The organism is Streptomyces sp. NPDC048288, assembly GCF_043201555.1.
Lineage (GTDB): Bacteria > Actinomycetota > Actinomycetes > Streptomycetales > Streptomycetaceae > Streptomyces.
In genome coordinates this window covers 12,707-29,656 of record NZ_JBICZD010000005.1, presented here as the reverse complement: position 1 = coordinate 29,656, position 16,950 = coordinate 12,707, and the positions used below count along the sequence as shown (strand labels likewise).

Annotated in this window: 13 protein-coding genes; 5 read left to right on the top strand and 8 right to left on the bottom strand. The window is 74.5% G+C overall.

The genetic code is table 11. The annotated features are described in order from the left end of the window. Nucleotides 1-22 precede the first annotated feature (22 nt). Complete coding sequence (locus tag ACGFZS_RS18935; RefSeq protein WP_393796056.1) at nucleotides 23-2,149, top strand: beta-galactosidase; 2,127 nt, start codon at nucleotides 23-25, stop codon at nucleotides 2,147-2,149. A gap of 110 nt (nucleotides 2,150-2,259) precedes the next feature. Continuing rightward, nucleotides 2,260-4,089 (top strand): hypothetical protein, encoded by a 1,830-nt coding sequence (locus ACGFZS_RS18930; protein WP_393796564.1) that lies wholly within the window; start codon nucleotides 2,260-2,262, stop codon nucleotides 4,087-4,089. Between the two features lie 9 nt (nucleotides 4,090-4,098). On the opposite strand, the gene ACGFZS_RS18925 is transcribed toward ACGFZS_RS18930, so the two are convergent. After that, nucleotides 4,099-6,480: a tetratricopeptide repeat protein gene (locus ACGFZS_RS18925; protein WP_393796055.1), complete on the bottom strand. Its 2,382-nt coding sequence runs from the start codon at nucleotides 6,478-6,480 to the stop codon at nucleotides 4,099-4,101. Nucleotides 6,481-6,746: 266 nt separating this feature from the next. Between ACGFZS_RS18925 and ACGFZS_RS18920 the strand changes: the two genes are divergently transcribed. Then, nucleotides 6,747-7,532 (top strand): hypothetical protein, encoded by a 786-nt coding sequence (locus ACGFZS_RS18920; protein ID WP_393796054.1) that lies wholly within the window; start codon nucleotides 6,747-6,749, stop codon nucleotides 7,530-7,532. Nucleotides 7,533-7,561: 29 nt separating this feature from the next. Here the strand turns inward: ACGFZS_RS18920 and ACGFZS_RS18915 are convergent, their stop codons facing one another. After that, the gene (locus ACGFZS_RS18915; protein WP_393796053.1) at nucleotides 7,562-8,647 is read right to left on the bottom strand and encodes an enoyl-CoA hydratase/isomerase family protein; all 1,086 of its coding nucleotides are present in this window, start codon (nucleotides 8,645-8,647) and stop codon (nucleotides 7,562-7,564) included. Nucleotides 8,648-8,669: 22 nt separating this feature from the next. Between ACGFZS_RS18915 and ACGFZS_RS18910 the strand changes: the two genes are divergently transcribed. Further along, complete coding sequence (locus ACGFZS_RS18910; protein ID WP_393796052.1) at nucleotides 8,670-9,971, top strand: CoA transferase; 1,302 nt, start codon at nucleotides 8,670-8,672, stop codon at nucleotides 9,969-9,971. After that, on the top strand, nucleotides 9,968-11,368 hold the full coding sequence (locus ACGFZS_RS18905) for an amidohydrolase family protein (protein WP_393796051.1): 1,401 nt from the start codon (nucleotides 9,968-9,970) through the stop codon (nucleotides 11,366-11,368). The genes ACGFZS_RS18910 and ACGFZS_RS18905 overlap by 4 nt, the downstream gene beginning before the upstream one ends. Here the strand turns inward: ACGFZS_RS18905 and ACGFZS_RS18900 are convergent. From ACGFZS_RS18900 to ACGFZS_RS18875, 6 genes are read right to left on the bottom strand one after another with little or no spacing between them, the layout of a single operon-like run. Then, the gene (locus ACGFZS_RS18900) at nucleotides 11,353-12,210 is read right to left on the bottom strand and encodes an NAD(P)-dependent oxidoreductase (protein ID WP_393796050.1); all 858 of its coding nucleotides are present in this window, start codon (nucleotides 12,208-12,210) and stop codon (nucleotides 11,353-11,355) included. The genes ACGFZS_RS18905 and ACGFZS_RS18900 overlap by 16 nt on opposite strands. Then, nucleotides 12,210-12,749, bottom strand: coding sequence for a DoxX family protein (locus ACGFZS_RS18895; RefSeq protein ID WP_393796049.1), 540 nt, complete (start codon nucleotides 12,747-12,749; stop codon nucleotides 12,210-12,212). Before ACGFZS_RS18895 ends, ACGFZS_RS18900 begins: the two co-directional genes overlap by 1 nt. Then, nucleotides 12,746-13,657 (bottom strand): alpha/beta hydrolase, encoded by a 912-nt coding sequence (locus ACGFZS_RS18890; RefSeq protein ID WP_393796048.1) that lies wholly within the window; start codon nucleotides 13,655-13,657, stop codon nucleotides 12,746-12,748. The genes ACGFZS_RS18895 and ACGFZS_RS18890 overlap by 4 nt, the downstream gene beginning before the upstream one ends. Next, nucleotides 13,654-15,315, bottom strand: a complete 1,662-nt coding sequence (locus ACGFZS_RS18885) for an OB-fold domain-containing protein (RefSeq protein ID WP_393796047.1) — start codon at nucleotides 15,313-15,315, stop codon at nucleotides 13,654-13,656. Before ACGFZS_RS18885 ends, ACGFZS_RS18890 begins: the two co-directional genes overlap by 4 nt. A gap of 14 nt (nucleotides 15,316-15,329) precedes the next feature. After that, nucleotides 15,330-16,697, bottom strand: a complete 1,368-nt coding sequence (locus ACGFZS_RS18880) for a cytochrome P450 (protein WP_393796046.1) — start codon at nucleotides 16,695-16,697, stop codon at nucleotides 15,330-15,332. 40 nt (nucleotides 16,698-16,737) lie between these two features. Beyond that, nucleotides 16,738-16,929 (bottom strand): ferredoxin, encoded by a 192-nt coding sequence (locus ACGFZS_RS18875; protein WP_362599397.1) that lies wholly within the window; start codon nucleotides 16,927-16,929, stop codon nucleotides 16,738-16,740. Between the last annotated feature and the right edge of the window lie 21 nt (nucleotides 16,930-16,950).

Here is a 16,950-nt window from a genome sequence, read left to right as displayed (position 1 = left end):
CTGTCTTTCGGAGGTCTCCTTCATGGCGGCTCTGCCTGCCCGTGTCCTGTTCGGCGCCGCGTACTACCACGAGTACCAGCCGTACGAGCGTCCCGCCGAACGTCTCAAGACCGACCTCGACCTGATGGCCGACGCCCATGTCACCGTCATCCGGGTCGGCGAGTCGGTCTGGTCGACCTGGGAGCCGGAGAACGGCCGCTTCGACCTGGACTGGCTGCAACCGGTGCTCGACGGCGCCCACGAGCGCGGGATCTCCGTCGTCCTGGGCACCCCGACGTACGCCGTCCCGCCGTGGCTCGCCCGCCAGTACCCGGAGATCGCGGGCGAGCGGCGCACCGGGGACCGGATCGGCTGGGGCGCCCGGCAGGAGGTCGACTTCACGCACCCGGCGTTCCGGTTCCACGCCGAGCGGGTCGTCCGCCGGATCGTCGCCCGGTACGCAGGCCACCCGGCGGTCATCGGCTTCCAGGTCGACAACGAGCCCGGCAACGAACTCCTGCACAACCGGGGCGTGTTCGAGCGCTTCGTCGACCATCTGAGGGAGAAGTACGGGGACGTCGAGACCCTGAACCGCGCGTGGGGCCTGGTCTACTGGTCCCACCGGCTGTCCACCTGGGCCGACCTGTGGACCCCGGACGGCAACGCGCAGCCCCAGTACGACATCGCCTGGCGGGAGTTCCAGGCCCGTCAGGTCACCGAGTTCATCGGCTGGCAGGCGGACACCGTGCGCGAGTACGCCCGCCCCGAGCAGTTCGTCACCACCTGCATCTCCTACACCCGCCCCGCGGTCGAGGACGACGAGCTGACCGACCGCCTCGACATCGCCGCGGGCAACCCGTACTACGACATGCAGGACGGTCTGCTGCTCCCCGACCCCACCCCCGACACCCACGAGCAGCAGTGGAAGACCCGCGGGGTGTGGGCCCTGTACCGCACCGCCGACTGGATGTTCTCCTCGCGGCAGGCACCGTTCCTGGTCACCGAGACCAACGCCGGTTCGATCGGCTTCCCCTGGGACAACCGGCCCGCCTACGACGGCCAGTGGCGCCAGGCGGCCTGGGCGCTGGTCGGGCGCGGGGCCCGGATGATCGAGTACTGGCACTGGCACACGCTGCACTTCGGCGCCGAGACCTACTGGGGCGGCATCCTGCCCCACACCGGCCGGCCCGGCCGGGTCTACGCCGAACTGGCCCGACTGGGAGCCGAGTTCGAGACGGCGGGCGGCCTCGTCGCCGGTCTGGAGCCGGACGCGGACCTCACCATGGTGTACTCGACGCCCAGCAAGTGGCTGATGCAGAAGTACCCGCCGCTGGCCACACCCGACGGCGACCCCGACCCGACCGCCTACCACCGCATCTTCGACGCCTTCCACCGGGGCGCCTTCGACGCGGGCCGCCAGGTGCGCATCGTCCACGCCCGCCAACTGCACGACGGAGACGGCGAGACGCCTGAGGAGACGGTCCGTCGGCACCCGGTCCTGGTCGTCCCCGCGCTCTACCTCGCCGACGACGCCACCCTCGACCGGCTCGCGGCCTACGCCCACGCGGGCGGCCACCTGGTCCTGGGCCCGCGCACCGGCTACGCCGACCAGGAGGGCCGCGCCCGCACCGAACAGGCCCCCGGCCGCCTCACGGACGCGGCGGGTGTGTCGTACGACGAATTCAGCAATCTCCTCCGCGACCTGCCGGTACGGTCCGTGCCCGGCGGCCCCCTCCACCTCCCGGAAGGCGCCACGGCCACCCGCTGGGCGGACGGCCTGACCGTCACCGACGCCGAGGTGCTCGTCACGTACGACCACCCGCACTTCGGGCGCTGGCCCGCGGTCACCACCCGCCCGCACGGCGCGGGCCGGGTGACGTACGTCGGCACGGTGCCCGGCCGCGACCTCGCCCGGACGCTGGCCGAGTGGCTGGCCCCGGCCGCCCGCCACGGCTGGCAGGATCTCCCGGCCACGGTCACCGCGACGACGGGCACCGCACTCGACGGCCGCCGCGTGCACATCGTCCACAACTGGAGCTGGGAGCCCGCGAGCGTCTCCGCCCCGACGCCCCTCACCGACGTCCTCGACGGCACCCCACTCGCCGCCGGCACGACGCTGAACCTCGGCCCGTGGGACGTCCGCGTCCTCGTCTCCGCCGACGGCGACTGATCGGGCTGGGAGTTGGTCGACCAGGAGGGCGCCACCTGCTCGTTTCCCCTTTGAGCACACCGATAACATCGAGTGCGGCGGTGGTGCAGCAGGAGGGGGACGGGCCGACGGTGGCGGGTGGGACAGCGCGGTTGCGGGTGCCGGTGGGCGAGGGGGCGGAGCGGTGGGTCACGCGGGTGGGCTGCCGCAGTGTCCTGTTCATCGTGCACAACGTGACGTCCGCGACGCGGCTGCTGGACGTACTCCCGTTGTTCCACAGCGACGTTCGCGTGCAGATGTTCGCCACCTGCACGGGATCGTCGCCGTTCCTGGCCGGAGTACCCGAACTGCTGGCGCGGGCGGGACTGCCGGTCCTCCCCTGGGAACAGGCCAAGGAGACGGCGTTCGACCTCGCGATCGCCGCGAGCTACGGCGGTGAACTGTCGTCGATACGAGCCGAGTTGACCGTTCTGTCGCACGGTGTCGGCTACAATAAGAGGCTGGCGACACCGGACACCGGACACCGGACACCGGACACCGGACACCGGACACCGGACACCGGACACCAGGTCTCCCGGGCCCCCGTCTTCGGCCTGTCACCGGAGTGGCTGCTTGAGGACGGGCGTCCGGTCGCGAGCGCCACGGTTCTCTCGCACCCCGAACAGCTGGAGCGGCTGCGGGCGGCCTGTCCGGAGGCGGTGCCCACCGCCGTACTCGCGGGGGATCCGGCCTACGACCGTATCCTCGCCGCGCTCCCCGACCGGGACCGCTTCCGCCGGGCCCTGGGGGTCGGGCCGGGTCAGCGGCTGGTCGTCGTCGGTTCGACCTGGGCTCCGCGGTCCCTCTTCGGCGGTGGTGCCGCAGACGCGGAGACGGATGATCTGCTGCCCTGGCTGCTGTCCCGGCTGGCGGCGGAGTTGCCGGCCGACGAGTACCGGACCGTCGCGGTCCTGCACCCGAACATCTGGCACGGCCACGGCCCGGGCCAGGTCCGCGCGTGGCTGGACAACGCCCGGCGGGCCGGACTCGATCCGCTGCCGCCCCTCGACGGGTGGCGGCAGGCCCTGATCGCCGCCGACTGCGTACTCGGGGACCACTCCAGCGTCACCTACTACGCGGCGTCCATCGGGATCCCCGTCCTGCTGGGGGCGTTCCCGCAGGAGGACCTCGACCCGCTCTCCCCCGTGGCCGCCCTCGGACGCGCCGCGCCCCGTCTCGACCGCCGGGGCGGTCTCCGCACCCAGATCGACCGGGTGATCGCCGCGGACGACCCCACCCGGTACAAGGAGCTGGCGGAGCTGACCAGTTCGGCGCCGAAGGAGTCGGCCGCTCTGCTGCGGCGCCTGTTCTACGACCTCATGGGCATCCCGGAGCCACCGCACCCGGCGCAGCTCGACCCGCTGCCGTTGCCGCCCTACCGGCCGGCCCGCCGTACCGCACCGGTGCGTGTCCTGGCCAGTGGCATCCGCACCGAGCCGCCGGACATCAGGCTCGTCCGGTATGCCGTGCCCGGCGGCGAGCCCGACCCGTCGGAGGGGTCGGCGGTGCGGGCCGACTCCGCGCACACCCTGGTCGACGAGGAGACCAGGGACACCGGTCGGCTGCGCGTCGCCGACGTCGTCGTACGGTACGCGGCCGCGGACGACCCCCGGCTGGGGCCGCCGGCCGTGTGGACGGCGGAGGCGCTCGACCGGTACCCGTACTGCGGGCTGGCCGCGTACGTCGACGGGCCGGACCGCTGTGTCGTGCGCACCCGCGAGGGAGATCTCGTACGACTGGCTGCCGCCCCGGCGTCCGACGGGCGCCCCGATCCGTGCGATCCGGCCGCCTACGCCTCCGCGCTCTACGCCTGGCTCGCGGGCGGCGGGCAGCTGGGCGGGGCCGCCGTCGGGATGACCGTACGCACGGGGGCCGCGGCGCACCACGTCACCGTCGAGCCGGCGGCCCCGGCCGTCCCGTGAACGGAGGCCTCACGCCTCCGTGTCGGCCAGCCGCAGCCGCACCCGGTCGAGGCCGATCCGGTCGCCGTGCTCCTCGTAACACACGGCGGCGGCGCGGAGGTCCGCCGCCTCCTCCGCGCGGCGGCCCAGGCGGCGCCGGCACCGGGCGCGCGCTTCGAGGGCGTCGGCGAGTTGCAGTCCGGCGCCCGCCTCGGTCATGGCCCTGACGGCCTCGTCCAGGCAGATCCGGCCCTGCTCCGGGTCGCCCGCCTCCAGGTGGGCGTCGCCCAGGCTCATGTAGACGCGTCCCACGTTGTAGGAGTCGCCGCCGGGCAGTCGGCGGAACCGGGCGAGGGCGTCGTTCAGCCGGGTCACGGCGGCGGCGAACCGGTGCTGTTGGGTGAGGGCGCGGCCGATGTGGTGTTCCAGCAGGGCGGTGGCGCGCGGCACGTCTGACCGGCCGTCCGCGTCCGGGCCGATACGGCCGAGGATCTCCTGCGCCTCCTCGAAGCTCTGCTGGGCCGCAGCGAACTCCCACCGCTTGAGGTGGAGCAGCCCCAGGGCCTCGACGGCGGTGGCCTCGCCGCGGTGGTGCCCGCAGGCCCCGTCCGCGGCCCTGGCGTTCGCGAGGGCGTCGGCGGCGTCGTCCGCCCGGCCGGCTCCCATGTACCCGAAGGCGAGCTGCGTCCACATACGGCCCACGGCACGCGGGTCGCCGAACTCCTCGGCACTGCGCCGGGCGGCCTCGACGCCGAGGAGATGGGTGTCGATCCACTGCGCGTGGAAGCCGAGCATCAGGTGCAGACCCCAGGTGGCCTCGCACAACTGCCACACGAGGTCGTCGAATCCGTGGTGGGCGGCGGCCCGGACGACGGCCGCGAGGTTCTCCCGCTCCGCGCGCAGTGCGGCGAGCGCCTGCTTGCCGTCCGCGCGGTCCCGGTGCTCCGGGAGGACGAGTCCCCGGTAGGCGGGGCCGAGCCGCCAGCGCAGCGGCATGACCCGGAAGTCCGCGCCCGCCGCGAACCGCAGCTGCGCGGTCGCCACCCGGCGGACGGCGGCCGCCATCCGGCCGTGGCCGTCCTCTGCGGTCGCGAGGCCGTGGGCGTGGGCCCGGGTGAGGTCGTGGAACCGGTAGCGTTCCTCGCCGACCTCGTCCAGCAGGTGCGCCCGGGCCAGTCGCTCCAGCAGGGCCCGTGCCTCGTCCTCGCCGACCTCCGCGGCGCGCGCGGCGCACGGCACGGTCACCGTCGGCCAGGGCCACACCGCGATCGCACGGTACAACGCCCGGCATTCCGGGGTCAGTTCGCCGTAGGCGACGTCCTGGACGAGACGGACGGGATCGTCCGGGGCGGTGGGGTCCGGTGCTGCCATGACGGCGCCTCCCGGGGGCCGGCCGGTCACCCGGTCGGACAGCTGCTGTGCGACCCGTTCCCAGGTGAGATGTTCCCGGACGGCGAGTCCCGCACCGGTGGTGCACACCGCGAGCGGGATGCCCCCGGTGCCCTCGGCCACGGCCCGGACGACCGCGTCGGGGGCGCCCGGGCGGTCGCGGCCGGCGACGCGCCTGATGAGCGTGACGGAGTCCTCGGTGGACAGCGGTCCCAACGCGAACGGCCGCGCGCCGTGACCGGCAACGAGCCGCCCCGGGCGATGCCGGCTCGTCACCAGGACCAGCGACTCGGCCGAGGCCGGGAGCAGGGGGATGACCTGGGCGTCGTCATGGGCGTTGTCCAGTACGACGATCATCCGCCGGTCCGCGGTGCAGTCCCGGTAGAGGTCCCGCTGCCGTGCCTCGTCGCCGGGCACCATGGCGGGCGGCACCCCGAGCCGCTCCAGGAAGCGGCCGAGTACGTCCGAGGGCGGGAGGGCCGTGCCGGCCGAGGCGCCTTCCAGGTCGGCGAAGAGGACGCCGTCGGGAAACCGATCCAGCAGTTCGAGCGCGCAGCGGACGGCGGTGGCGGTCTTGCCCATGCCGCCCGGCCCGGTGAGCACGGCGATCGTCGGCGCGCCCGGGGCGGCGGCCTCCTCCTCCAGCAACGCCCCGATCCACGCGAGCACGTCCGCGCGGTCGGTGAACGCCGCCGTCGCCGGCGGCAGCATCTGCGGACGGGAGGCGCCGTGCGCCACGGCCGGTACGGTGCGCGGCGCGAGCAACGAGGCCTCCCTCGCCCACTCGGTGACCTCCCGGGCGAACGCCGGTGAACTGCGGGCGAGGTCGAGGAGCGTTGCGGCGGCGGCCGTCCGCTCGGCCTCGGTGACCGGCAGCGCGGGTGAGCCGGCCCCGCCTCCCGTGGCACGGCCGCGGCTGAGCAGGTCGTACAGCCGCTCGGAGGTCCGTCTGCCCGCCTCGCCGCCCGCTCCGGACAAAGCACCCGAGGCGACCGTGCCGACGGCCGAGAGCACCATGCCCATCAACGCTTCCACCCGGGACACACCCCCAACTCGCAGTTCCCGCAATGGTATCGGCGTGATCCGCAGGAGAACCGGAGCAACGGCACCGGCCCGGACCGGTGCGTCGACGAAGGTATCCACGACGGCATCTGTGCAGAAGCGACACACAGGCTGCACACTGCCTGGCCAAAGGCTCGCTACCGTTCTGGCCGTTCGATACCACGTACGAACGAGATCAGGCCACGGCTCATGAGGCCGCTGGCGCAGTCGAGTCAGGAAGACCGCGGATGGACTACTGCTCCTCGTGCCGCCGGCACCTCAACGGCGCCCTGGCGTGCCCCGGATGCGGCGCCTACGCCCCGGACGTCGCACCGCGTGGTACCGGTACGACGGTCTGGCGGACCCCGGCCGACAACGCCTGGCAGGACCCGGAGCCGGACCCGTACGACCCGTACGCCCGGGAGACCGTCGAAGAGGCCGCCGAGGACCCGTACGGCGGTCCGGACTCCGCCCCGCCCGCGCCGGTCGGCCGGGCGGCGCGGCGGCGGCAGCGGGCCCGCTGGAAGAAGAACCAGCGGCGGGCCGTGGTGGCCACCGCGGTCGCCCTGGTCGGCGGCGGTCTGACCGTCGCCTCCCTCAACCGGCACACCGCGGACCGGGCCCAGGCGGCCGCGGCTCCGGACAACCAGCCCATGGGAGTCACGGGCGAGCAGGCCACGGATTCCACCGCCACCGCGTCGACACCGACCGGCCGGCACCGGGCCCCGGAGGGCACGCCGTCCGCCCGGGCGACCACGGCGAACGCACCGCACGAGCAGACCGCGGGTGTCCCCCACGCCACGCCGACGCCCCGTCGGGCCACCGTCGCCTCGGCGCGGCCCACGGCGACGTCCTCCGCCGCGCCGCAGTCCGTCGCCACGGCGTCCGACTCCGGCACCACCGCCACGCAGTCGGAACCGGCGGCCACGCCCACCGCTACCGCCACGGGCAGCACACAGACACCGGCGGCGAGTCCCTCACCGGCCGCGACCTCCCCCTCGCAGCTCTGCCTGCTGGTCATCTGCCTCGGCTGACGCCACCCCCGGTGCCGCTCTCCCCCGTCTCACTCCTCGATCCGGTCCACCAGCCCCCAGGCCAGGGCGCGTTCGGCAGGGACGGCCCGGCCGTCGAGGACCAGGTACAGGGTGCGCCAGCGGCCGATCCGGCGCGGGATGCCGACCGTGCCGCCGGCGCCGGGGATCAGGCCCATGGCCAGTTCGGGCAGCCGTACGGTGGTGCCGGGGGCGGCCACGACCCGGGCGGCGAAGGACGGGAGTTCGATGCCCGCGCCGACGCAGGTCCCGTGGATCCGTGCGGTGAGCCGGTCGCCGAGGGCGTGCAGGCGGGCCGCCGCCCCGGCCCGGGTGCGGATCAGGTGCGCGGCCGCCAGGTCCACGGCGGTGCCGAACTCGTCCAGGTCGCCGCCGGAGCTGAAGCAGGGACCGTTGCCGTCCAGCAGCACCTCGCGCACGGTGTCGTCCCAGACGGCGATGTCGAGGGCCGCGACTAGGGCGTCCCGTAGTTCCGCGCCGTGCGCGTTGCGCCGCTCGGGCCGGTCGAGCGTGATCCGCAGGAGGTCGCCCTCGCGGCGTGCCGTCACGGGGTCGTGTGTCGCGGGCGGCGGCCCGGGCCGTGGCCCGCGCGCCGCGAGCCATCCGGCGAACCCGCCACCGCCGAGCAATGTCGAGTACGCCAGCGACTCCAGATCGAGAGCCTGCCTCACCGGCAACTGCCCGGTCATGGCGAGGACTTGGCGCAGCACCAGGGCCGCCTGCGGTTGTTCCGCCGCCCGCGCGCGCAGGAACTCCGCCTCTGCCGCCGGGTCCGTGACAGCGACCGTGGCCGAGTGCCCGGCGGTGTCCGTGGCGTGGAGCCGGTCCCGGGGAGCCCGTACCAGGGTCAGGTCCAACGCGCTCAACAGGGCGTCCGGACAGGCGGGTTCCGCTCGGCCGGTGCGTCCGACGAGCAGCCGGTCGCTGTCCCGGGCCCGGCGGACGGCCCGTTCCAGATCGGCGGCAGTGGGCGCGATCGCCGGGTCCAGGTCGACGACCGTCAACGGCCGGGACGGCTCGGCGCGCGCGTCCAGCAGGTCGGCGTCGGCCGCCCCGGCCGCCAGTTCGGTGAGCGAGATCGCTGTGGTCGCAGGCACCTCTCTGATCTACCATCCCCGCATGGCCGACGGGGCAACTGGTGCTACGACCGGGTCCGACGCGACGCGGTCCGCGCGTCCCTGGCCCGATGCCCGCACCAGCCCCGCCCTCGTGGCGGAGGACTGGGCCCGCAGCGGTGTCCCCCTCCTGACCGGCCACCCCGACGGGCCCCCGCTGCTGCCTCCCGGTGCCGCGGCCACCTTCGCCTCCTGGCTGTCCGACCGTATCGCCGCCGCCGGTGGGGCGCGGGTCGACGGGGCCCGGCTGCTCGCCGAGCGCGCCGCGCTCAGTGGGCGCGGCCGACGCGGACGGCTGTCTGTGGGCGGCAGTTGCCGACTGCGGCCCACCCGAGACGGCTGGGCCGCCGTGTCCGACGCGCGTCCGGACGACCCCCTGCTGTGGAGCGCACTGATCGGCCGGGACCTCGATGCCGGAGCGCTGCCGGGACAGCTGGCCGACTGGCTCGCCGCCCACGACGGCGCCGACCTGGACGAGCGGGTGGCCCTCCTCGGCCTCGCGGGCGGTGCGGTCCGGCCCCGGTCCCGTCCCGACCGCGCCTGCCCGCTGCCCGGCACACCGCGCGCCGGGGCGGGGCTGCTGGTGGTCGACTTCAGCGCGCTGTGGGCGGGCCCGCTGTGCGCGCATCTGCTGGGTACGGCGGGGGCCAGGGTGGTCAAGGTGGAGACCCCGTCCCGCCCGGACGGAGCCCGCTTCGGAGATCCCGCCTTCTACGACCTGCTGCACGCGGGGCACGCCTCCGTCGTCCTCGACCCGGCGGACGCGCGTGGCCGTACCGCCCTGCACGAGCTGGTGGGCCGCGCGGACGTGGTCGTCGAGGCCTCCCGGCCCCGGGCTCTGGCGGGGTTCGGGCTCGACGCCGAGGCGGAGGCGGCCCGGGGCTGCACCTGGATCTCGATCACGGCGTACGGGCGGGCCGCGGGCCGGGTCGGCTTCGGCGACGACGTGGCCGCCGCCCGCGGACTCCTCGGCACGGACGCGGACGGGCTGCCCGTGTTCGCCGGTGACGCCGTGGCCGACCCGCTCACCGGTCTGCTCGCCGCCGCGCTCGCCCTGTCCGAACAGCCGGGGGGCGGCGGCGCGGTGCGGGAGGTGTCGATGGCGGACGTGGTGACCGCCTGTCTGTCCGTGTCGGGCCCGGGCGAGGCGCGAGTCGTCGAACACGGTGGCGGCTGGCTGGTGGACACCGGGGGCACGACGTTTCCGCTGTCCGCGCCGCGTCCGCGCCGTCCGGCCGCCGCCGCCCCGGCGAGCGGCGCCGACACCGCCGACGTGCTGCGCGAGCTGGGGATCCGGGTGCCGTGAGCGGGCTGCTGATCCGGGACGCGGAGGTCGACGGGCGGCGCTGCTCCGTGCGGGTCCGGGGCAGTGTGGTCGCGGAGGTCGGCGCGGGGCTGGTGCGGGCTCCCGACGAGGAGGAGGTCGACGCGGCGGGCGGTGCCCTGCTGCCCGGCCTGACCGACCATCACCTGCACCTGTTCGCGCTGGCTGCGGCGGTCTCGTCTGTACAGTGCGGTCCCCCGGACGTCCGCGACCGCCCGGCGCTGCGGGCCGCGCTGCACCGGGCCGTTCCGGACCGGCACGGCTGGGTCCGGGGCATCGGCTACGACGAACGGGTCGCCGGGTCGTTGGACGCCACCGGGCTCGACGCACTGCGGGCGGACGTCCCGGTGCGGGTGCAGCACCGCAGCGGTGCGCTGTGGGTGCTCAACTCCCTTGCCGGCGAACGAACCGGCCTGGCACACGGACGCCACCCCGGCATCGAACGCGACGCCGCCGGACGGCCGACGGGGCGGTTGTGGCGGGCCGACGACTGGCTACGCGCACGACTGCCCGAGGCTCCCGCGCCGTCCCTGGCGGAGGTGGGCCGCCGACTCGCCGGCTACGGCATCACGGCCGTCACCGACGCGACGCCGCGCCTGACCCCCGACTCCGTCGGCAGGCTCACCGAGGAAGCGTGCAGCGGGCGCCTGCCCCAACGGCTACTGCTGCTCGGGGCGCCCCTCGCAACTCCGCCGACGGCCCGCCCGGAGCCCGGCCCCTGGAAGATCGTCCTCGCGGACTCGGGGCTGCCGGACTTCACCGCGCTGGTCGAGGAGATAGGTGCCGCGCACCGGCGGGGCCGTCCCGTCGCCGTGCACACGGTCACGGCCGTCTCCCTCGCCCTGCTCCTCGCCGCCCTGGAAGCGGCCGGGGTGCTGCCCGGCGACCGTATCGAGCACGCGGCCGTGGTTCCGGCGGAAGCCGTGCCCGTCGTACGACGCCTCGGGCTGAGCGTGGTCACCCAGCCCGGCTTCCTCGCCGACCGCGGCGACGCCTTCCTCGACGGCACCCCGCCCCACGAGCACGCCGACCTGTACCGCTGTGCCTCGTTCCTGCGCGCCGGTGTTCCGGTGGCGCTGTCGAGCGACGCCCCCTACGGGCCGCTCGACCCGTGGTCCGTGATCCGGGCGGCCACCACGCGCCGGGTCCCCGGCGGGCGGACCGCGAACCCCGCCGAACGCCTCACCGCGGCCGAGGCGTTGGCGGCGTACCTCGCACCGCCCCACTCCCCCGGCGGGCGCCCGCCGCACCTGGTGCCGGGCGTGCCCGCCGATCTCGTCCTGCTGGCCGTTCCGGCGACCGAGGCCCTGTCGGATCCGTCGGCGGACCTGGTACGGCTGACGCTCATCGGGGGGCGGATCTGCTACCGCCGGTCCTGAACCGGCCGTCGGCCGTTGTCCGTCGCCTGTTGTCCGTTCATGCGGGCGAGGGCGGCACCGGCGGCCGTGAGGACGATGTCCGGTTCGGCGCCGGCGGTCTGGGTGACGTCGGTGAGCAGGCGGACGTCCTTGCGGAGCAGCGGCCCGGCGTGGCCGGCGAACCGGTCCAGGGTGCCGCCGGCCGCGGCGACCCGGTCGAGGGCGAAGCCGCCCGCGCTGCCGTGGGCGAGGACCCGGGCGAGGGCGGCCGGGTCGATCGCCAGGTCCCGGCCGAGGGCGAGGGTGTCGGCGGCGGTGCCCAGGTTGGCGGTGAAGAGCACGTTGTTGAGGAGTTTCGCCAGTTGGCCGGTGCCCAGCGGGCCCATGTGGACGACCGGGTCGGCGTAGGTCGCGAACACCGGGCGGCAGTAGGCGACCGTGCCGGGCTCGCCGCCCGCCATCACCACCAGTCGTCCCTCGGCCGCCGCCGGGCCACCGCCGCTCACCGGGGCGTCGATCAGCGTGACGCCGTGGGTGCGGGCGCGGTCGGCGAGGCGGCGGCAGGTGTCGGGGTGGACGGTGCTGTGCACGGCGACCACCCCGCCCCTGCGCAGTCCGGCGAGGACGCCGTGCTCGCCGGTGAGGACCTCCTCGACGTCCGCGTCGTCGACGACGCAGACGCAGACCAGGTCACTGGCCGCGGCCAGGTCGGCCGGGGAGGCGGCGCGCTTGGCCGGGGTGTCCGCGAAGGGGAGGAGGGTGGCGGGGCGGCGGGCCCAGAGAGTCGTCTCGTGTCCGGCGTCGACGATCCGGCGCGCCATCGGGGCGCCCTGACTGCCCAGTCCGATGAATCCGACGCGCATCAGCCGGCCTCCTGCTCAACGGGTGCGGGGGCGGGCGCCGGTTCCGGCGCGGGCCGGGGGCGCCAGAAGGTGGCGAGGAGTCCGGCGGTGGCGAGCACGGCCACTCCGAGGGCGATGCCCGCGCCCGTCCAGCCGTCCCGGTCGAGGCCGGCCGCGTCGTCCAGGGAGGCGCTGCCAGGGCCCAGCGCGGCCAGGGCCAGGGCGACCACGGCAAGGGTGAGGACGTACTCGTAGCCCTCTTTGAAGACGAAGAAGCCGTTGGGCCGGTGTGCGAGCAGGCCCGCCACCAGCATCACCGAGATGACGGCCGCGCAGGCGAGCGGGGTGAGGAAGCCGGCCAGCAGGAGGAGCCCGGCGCCCGCCTCGGTGGCGACGCTCAGCCAGGCCTGGAGGGTGCCGTGGGTGAGGCCCAGGCCGGTGAACCAGCGGGCGGTGCCCGCGATGCGGCCGCCGCCGCGCCAGTGGTTGAGGCCGTGCGCGATCATGACGACGCCCAGGACCATGCGCAGCAGCAGTGCGACGGCATCGGTGTGGTTCATCCCGCTCTCCCTTGTCGTGGGGGTGCGGCGAGGCCCGCCTCCCGGGTCACCGCGCATTCCTCGGCGAACGACAGCACTCTCAGGTGGTAGGCCCGGGCCGAGTGACCGAGGCTCAGATTGTGCCCGGCGTCGGGCTGTTCGTCGACGCGTACGCGGGGTGCTGCCGTGAAGAGGCCGGCGATGTCGGCGAGGGCGGCGGGGCCGGAGCTCCACACCTCCTCGTGCTCGCCGAGGGTGAAGTGGACGGGGACGCGTACGCGTGCGGCCAGTTCGGGGAACTCGTAGCGCCAGCCGCGGGCGGCGGACTCGTACGCGGGTGAGGCGGCCGCGATGCCGGCGCCGCCGACGACGTCCGGCGGGTAGAGGTGGCCCGTGCCCCAGAGTGCTTCCCGCAGCCGGGCGCGGGCTCGGCGCAGGTGCTCGTCGCCCTGTTCGAGGAAGCCGACCGAGCGGGGGTGGTGGTGGCGTCCGGTGCCCGCGATCTCCAGGCCGAGCAGGTGCCGTCCGCGTTCGTCGGCGGCCATCCGCACCGCGAGTTCGCTGCCCGCGGAGTGGGCCGCGAGGAACACGCCCGTGCCGGCCGGGCGGGCGGCGAGCAGGTGGTCCAGGGCGGTGTGGGCGAGGTCGACGCGGCGGGCCGGGTCGGTGAGCCGGGGGGCGTGCGGCAGGGAGGCGCCGTAGCCGGGCCGGTCGAGGGCGACGACGGTGAAGCCGAGGGCGGCGCCGGTGCGCAGGAGGGAGAGCCTCGGGTGGCCCGGGCAGTCGAAGTAGGCCGAGTCGGTGCCGCCGCCGTGCAGGGCGAGGACGACGGCCCGGGGCTGCCGTACCCAACTCGCCCGGTACGACAGGGAGATGCCGTCGACGTCCACGGTGCCGGGCACCACGTCCGGGTGATTGTCGTCGGTCACGTGTCCGTCCTGAGCAGCAGGACCCCGCTGGGCGTCAGGCCGCCGGAGCTGACCACCGCCACCCGGGCGCCGGGGACTTGGCGTGCGCCGCCGTCGCCGCGCAGCTGGACGACCGCCTCGTGGACGAGGCCCAGGCCGTGGGTGCGGCCGTGGGAGAGCTGGCCGCCGTGGGTGTTGAGGGGCAGGACGCCGTCGCGGGCGATGTTCTTGCCGCCGTCCAGGAAGTCCTTGGCCTCGCCGATGCCGCAGAACCCCAACGCCTCTATCCAGGAGAGGCAGTTGAAGGTGAAGCCGTCGTACAGTTCGGCCACGTCGACGTCGGCGGGGCGCAGGTCGGTGCGGGTCCACAGGTGGGCGGACTGGCCGAGGGTCTGGGGTTCGTGGGTGAGCGTGCTCTGGTCCCACTCCAGGCGTTCGGTGATCTGGGTGCCGACGGCCTCGACGCGGACGGGCGGTCTGGCGAGGTCGGGTGCGGTGTCGACGGCGGAGACGACGACGGCCACGGCTCCGTCGCAGGGGACGTCGCAGTCGTAGAGGCCGAAGGGGGTGGTGATGGGGCGGGCCTGGAGGTAGTCGTCCATCGTCATCGGGTCGCGGTAGATGGCGGTGGGGTTGAGGGCGGCGTTGGCGCGCTGGTTGAGGGCGATCCAGCCGAGGGTCTCGCGGGTGGTGCCGTAACGGTGCATGTGGCGTTGGGCGTTCTGGGCGAGGGTGTGCGCGGCGGAGGTGGCGCCGAAGGGCCTGAGCCAGCCGGGGTCGGCGCCGCCGGGCTGCGGGATCCGGCCCTGTCTGAGGAGTTGGGCGTAGCTGGCCTCCCAGAGGGTGCGGAAGCAGAGCACGTGCCGGGCCAGGCCGCCGGCGATCGCGAGCATCGCGGAGATCAGGGAGCCGCCGGGGCCGAAGGTCTCGCCGCCGCCGTGGTGCCAGGTGGGGCGGATGCCGAGGGCGGACTCCAGTGCGGTGACGCCGCCTTCGGCGAAGCCGCCGTAGGGTCCGGCGCCGGGGTAGGTGGCGAGGCCGTCGATGTCGTCGAGGGTGAGGCCCGCGTCGGCGATCGCGGCCTGGCAGGCCTGGACGGTGAGGGAGAGTGGGGGGACCATCAGCCGGCGGCCGAGCGGGGAGGCGCCGATGCCGGTGAGGGCGACCTTGTCCTCGAACTTGTCCGGGGACCGCATGGGTCGTATGTGACATACCACCGAGCCCGGATCGGTCTCGTCCGTGGGCAGCGGCCCGGGTTCCCCCTGCTCCGCGGCCGGCCGGAAGAGCGGCAGCCACACCTCGTCCCCGGCCTGCTCGAAGACGGCCTCCATCCGCATGCCGAGGGCGAGTTCGGCGGGGTCGCACTCGACGGCGTTGGTGGTGAGCCGGATCCGGGGGTCCTCCTCGAGCGCGACCTGGGCGACGACGTACGGCGACGGCAGGCCGGGGAGGGTGAAGCGGTGGCTGACGGTGAAGCCGATGAGGGTGGCGCGGCCGGAGACGGTCCGGACGCCCATCTCCTGTGCGTGGCAGTACCGGCAGACGGGCTGGGGCGGGTGGATCAGGGCGGTGCAGGAGGCGCACTCCTGGATCCGCAGCCGGCCGTCCGCCCCCGAGGTCCAGAAGAACGCGTTCTGGTCGGTGAGGTGGGGAAGGGGGCGTCCCGAGGATGCGGTCACTGGGTGGCTCCCCTTCAGTCCGCGGTCCTGGCCGCCCGGTCCGGGCGTACGGTCACCGGTTCGGCGAGGCGTTGTTCGTCGCAGAGCCGCTGGAGCTGCGCCAGTGTCTCGTCGAGGGAGGGGCCGAGGCGCTTGCCGGGGGTGAAGGTCGCCGGGAGGCGGCGCATGCCCTGGATGATGCCGATCGTCTCGTAGTGGACGGTGCCGTCGGGGTCGCAGCGGTAGTCCGGCATCCGGTCGAGTACGGCCGTCGCCATCCGCTTGAACACCGTACGGGCGACGTTGGAGCCGATGCAGCGGTGGATGCCGAGGCCGAAGCTGCTGTGCCGGTTGCCCTTGCGGTCCAGGTGGACCCGGTCGGGGTCGGCGAAGACGGCGGGGTCGCGATTGGCCATCGCCCAGGACAGCCACAGGCGTTCACCCTCCTCGAAGCGCTGGCCGGCGATCTCGCAGTCGGCGGAGATCGTACGGCCGTCGCCCGGGGCCGGGGCGAAGTAGCGCAGGAACTCCTCGGTCGCCGAGTCCAGCAGGGTTGCCCGCTCGCGGCTGAGCCGGTCCCGCTCAGCGGGATGCTCGGACAGCCACTCCAGCGCGTGCGCGGTGAGCGCGGTCGTGGTGTCGAAGCCGCCGCCGATGAGCAGGGCGAGGACGCCGACCAGTTCCTCGTCGGGCGGGGAGCTGCCGTTGATGTCCGCGCGGACGAGGGCGTCGATCAGGCCGGGCCGGGGGTGCTGCCGGACGTCCAGGATGGACGTGTACAGCGCCATGCCCATGTTCCGGCTCATCTCCGCCACGCGTGGCATGTCCGGGGAGTCGGGCGGGGTGTAGACGGAGGCGTGGGCGGGTTCGTTGTAGACCGTCCAGTCCGCCAGCGGGATGCCCATCATCGCGAGGGTGAGGACGGCCGGGACGATGTTGGCGAGGTCGTCGACGAAGTCGATGCTGCCCTCCTCGATCCGCTCGTCGAGGCAGGCGCGGACGACCTCGTCGACGAAGGGGATCCAGCGGGCGACGGCCGCCGGGGAGAGGTAGGGGTTGAGGGTCTGGCGGTAGTGGCGCTGCTCGGGCGGGTCCATCTCCAGGAACCCGCCCTGCACTTCGCGGGCGCGCGGCGGCGAGGGGATGGTGATGCCCTTGTAGCCGCGGCGTTCGCCCTTGACGTCGTGGTCGTTGGAGAGGAACTCGGCGGACCGGGCCAGTTCGAAGACCTCGCGATTGCCGCTGGCGACCCAGTGGCCGCCGTGGGTGTCGGTCCAGGCGATGGGGCACTTTCCGTGCAGTTCGTGGGTGATCTCCGCGAACTCGGTGCGGTACTCGGGTGTGTGCCGGTCGAAGTGCACCCGGTGTTTCTTGCGTTCGTCGTCGGTGCCGGCCTCGCTCATGGCTCTGTCCTTGTCCTTGTGTTCGGGGAAGTCGGCCCGCTCAGGAGAGCTGGATGGCCCGTTCGGGGCAGGAGTGCGCGGCTTCCCGGACCTGCTCCTCCTGGTCGGCCGGGACCTCTTCGCTCACGGCCGAGGAGTGGCCGTCGATGTCGTCGAGCTGGAATGCCTTCGGAGCGATCATCGCGCAGAGCGTATGGCCCTGGCAGCGCTCCGGATCGACCCGGACCTTCACGCTAATCTCCCTGTTGAACTG

Excerpts from the sequence above, each read along its gene's own strand:
- ACGFZS_RS18935 (WP_393796056.1), top strand. The coding sequence starts at position 23 with ATGGCGGCTCTGCCTGCCCGTGTCCTGTTCGGCGCCGCGTACTACCAC.
- ACGFZS_RS18925 (WP_393796055.1), bottom strand. The coding sequence starts at position 6,480 with ATGGGCATGGTGCTCTCGGCCGTCGGCACGGTCGCCTCGGGTGCTTTG.
- ACGFZS_RS18920 (WP_393796054.1), top strand. The coding sequence starts at position 6,747 with ATGGACTACTGCTCCTCGTGCCGCCGGCACCTCAACGGCGCCCTGGCG.
- ACGFZS_RS18910 (WP_393796052.1), top strand. The coding sequence starts at position 8,670 with ATGGCCGACGGGGCAACTGGTGCTACGACCGGGTCCGACGCGACGCGG.
- ACGFZS_RS18900 (WP_393796050.1), bottom strand. The coding sequence starts at position 12,210 with ATGCGCGTCGGATTCATCGGACTGGGCAGTCAGGGCGCCCCGATGGCG.
- ACGFZS_RS18895 (WP_393796049.1), bottom strand. The coding sequence starts at position 12,749 with ATGAACCACACCGATGCCGTCGCACTGCTGCTGCGCATGGTCCTGGGC.
- ACGFZS_RS18880 (WP_393796046.1), bottom strand. The coding sequence starts at position 16,697 with ATGAGCGAGGCCGGCACCGACGACGAACGCAAGAAACACCGGGTGCAC.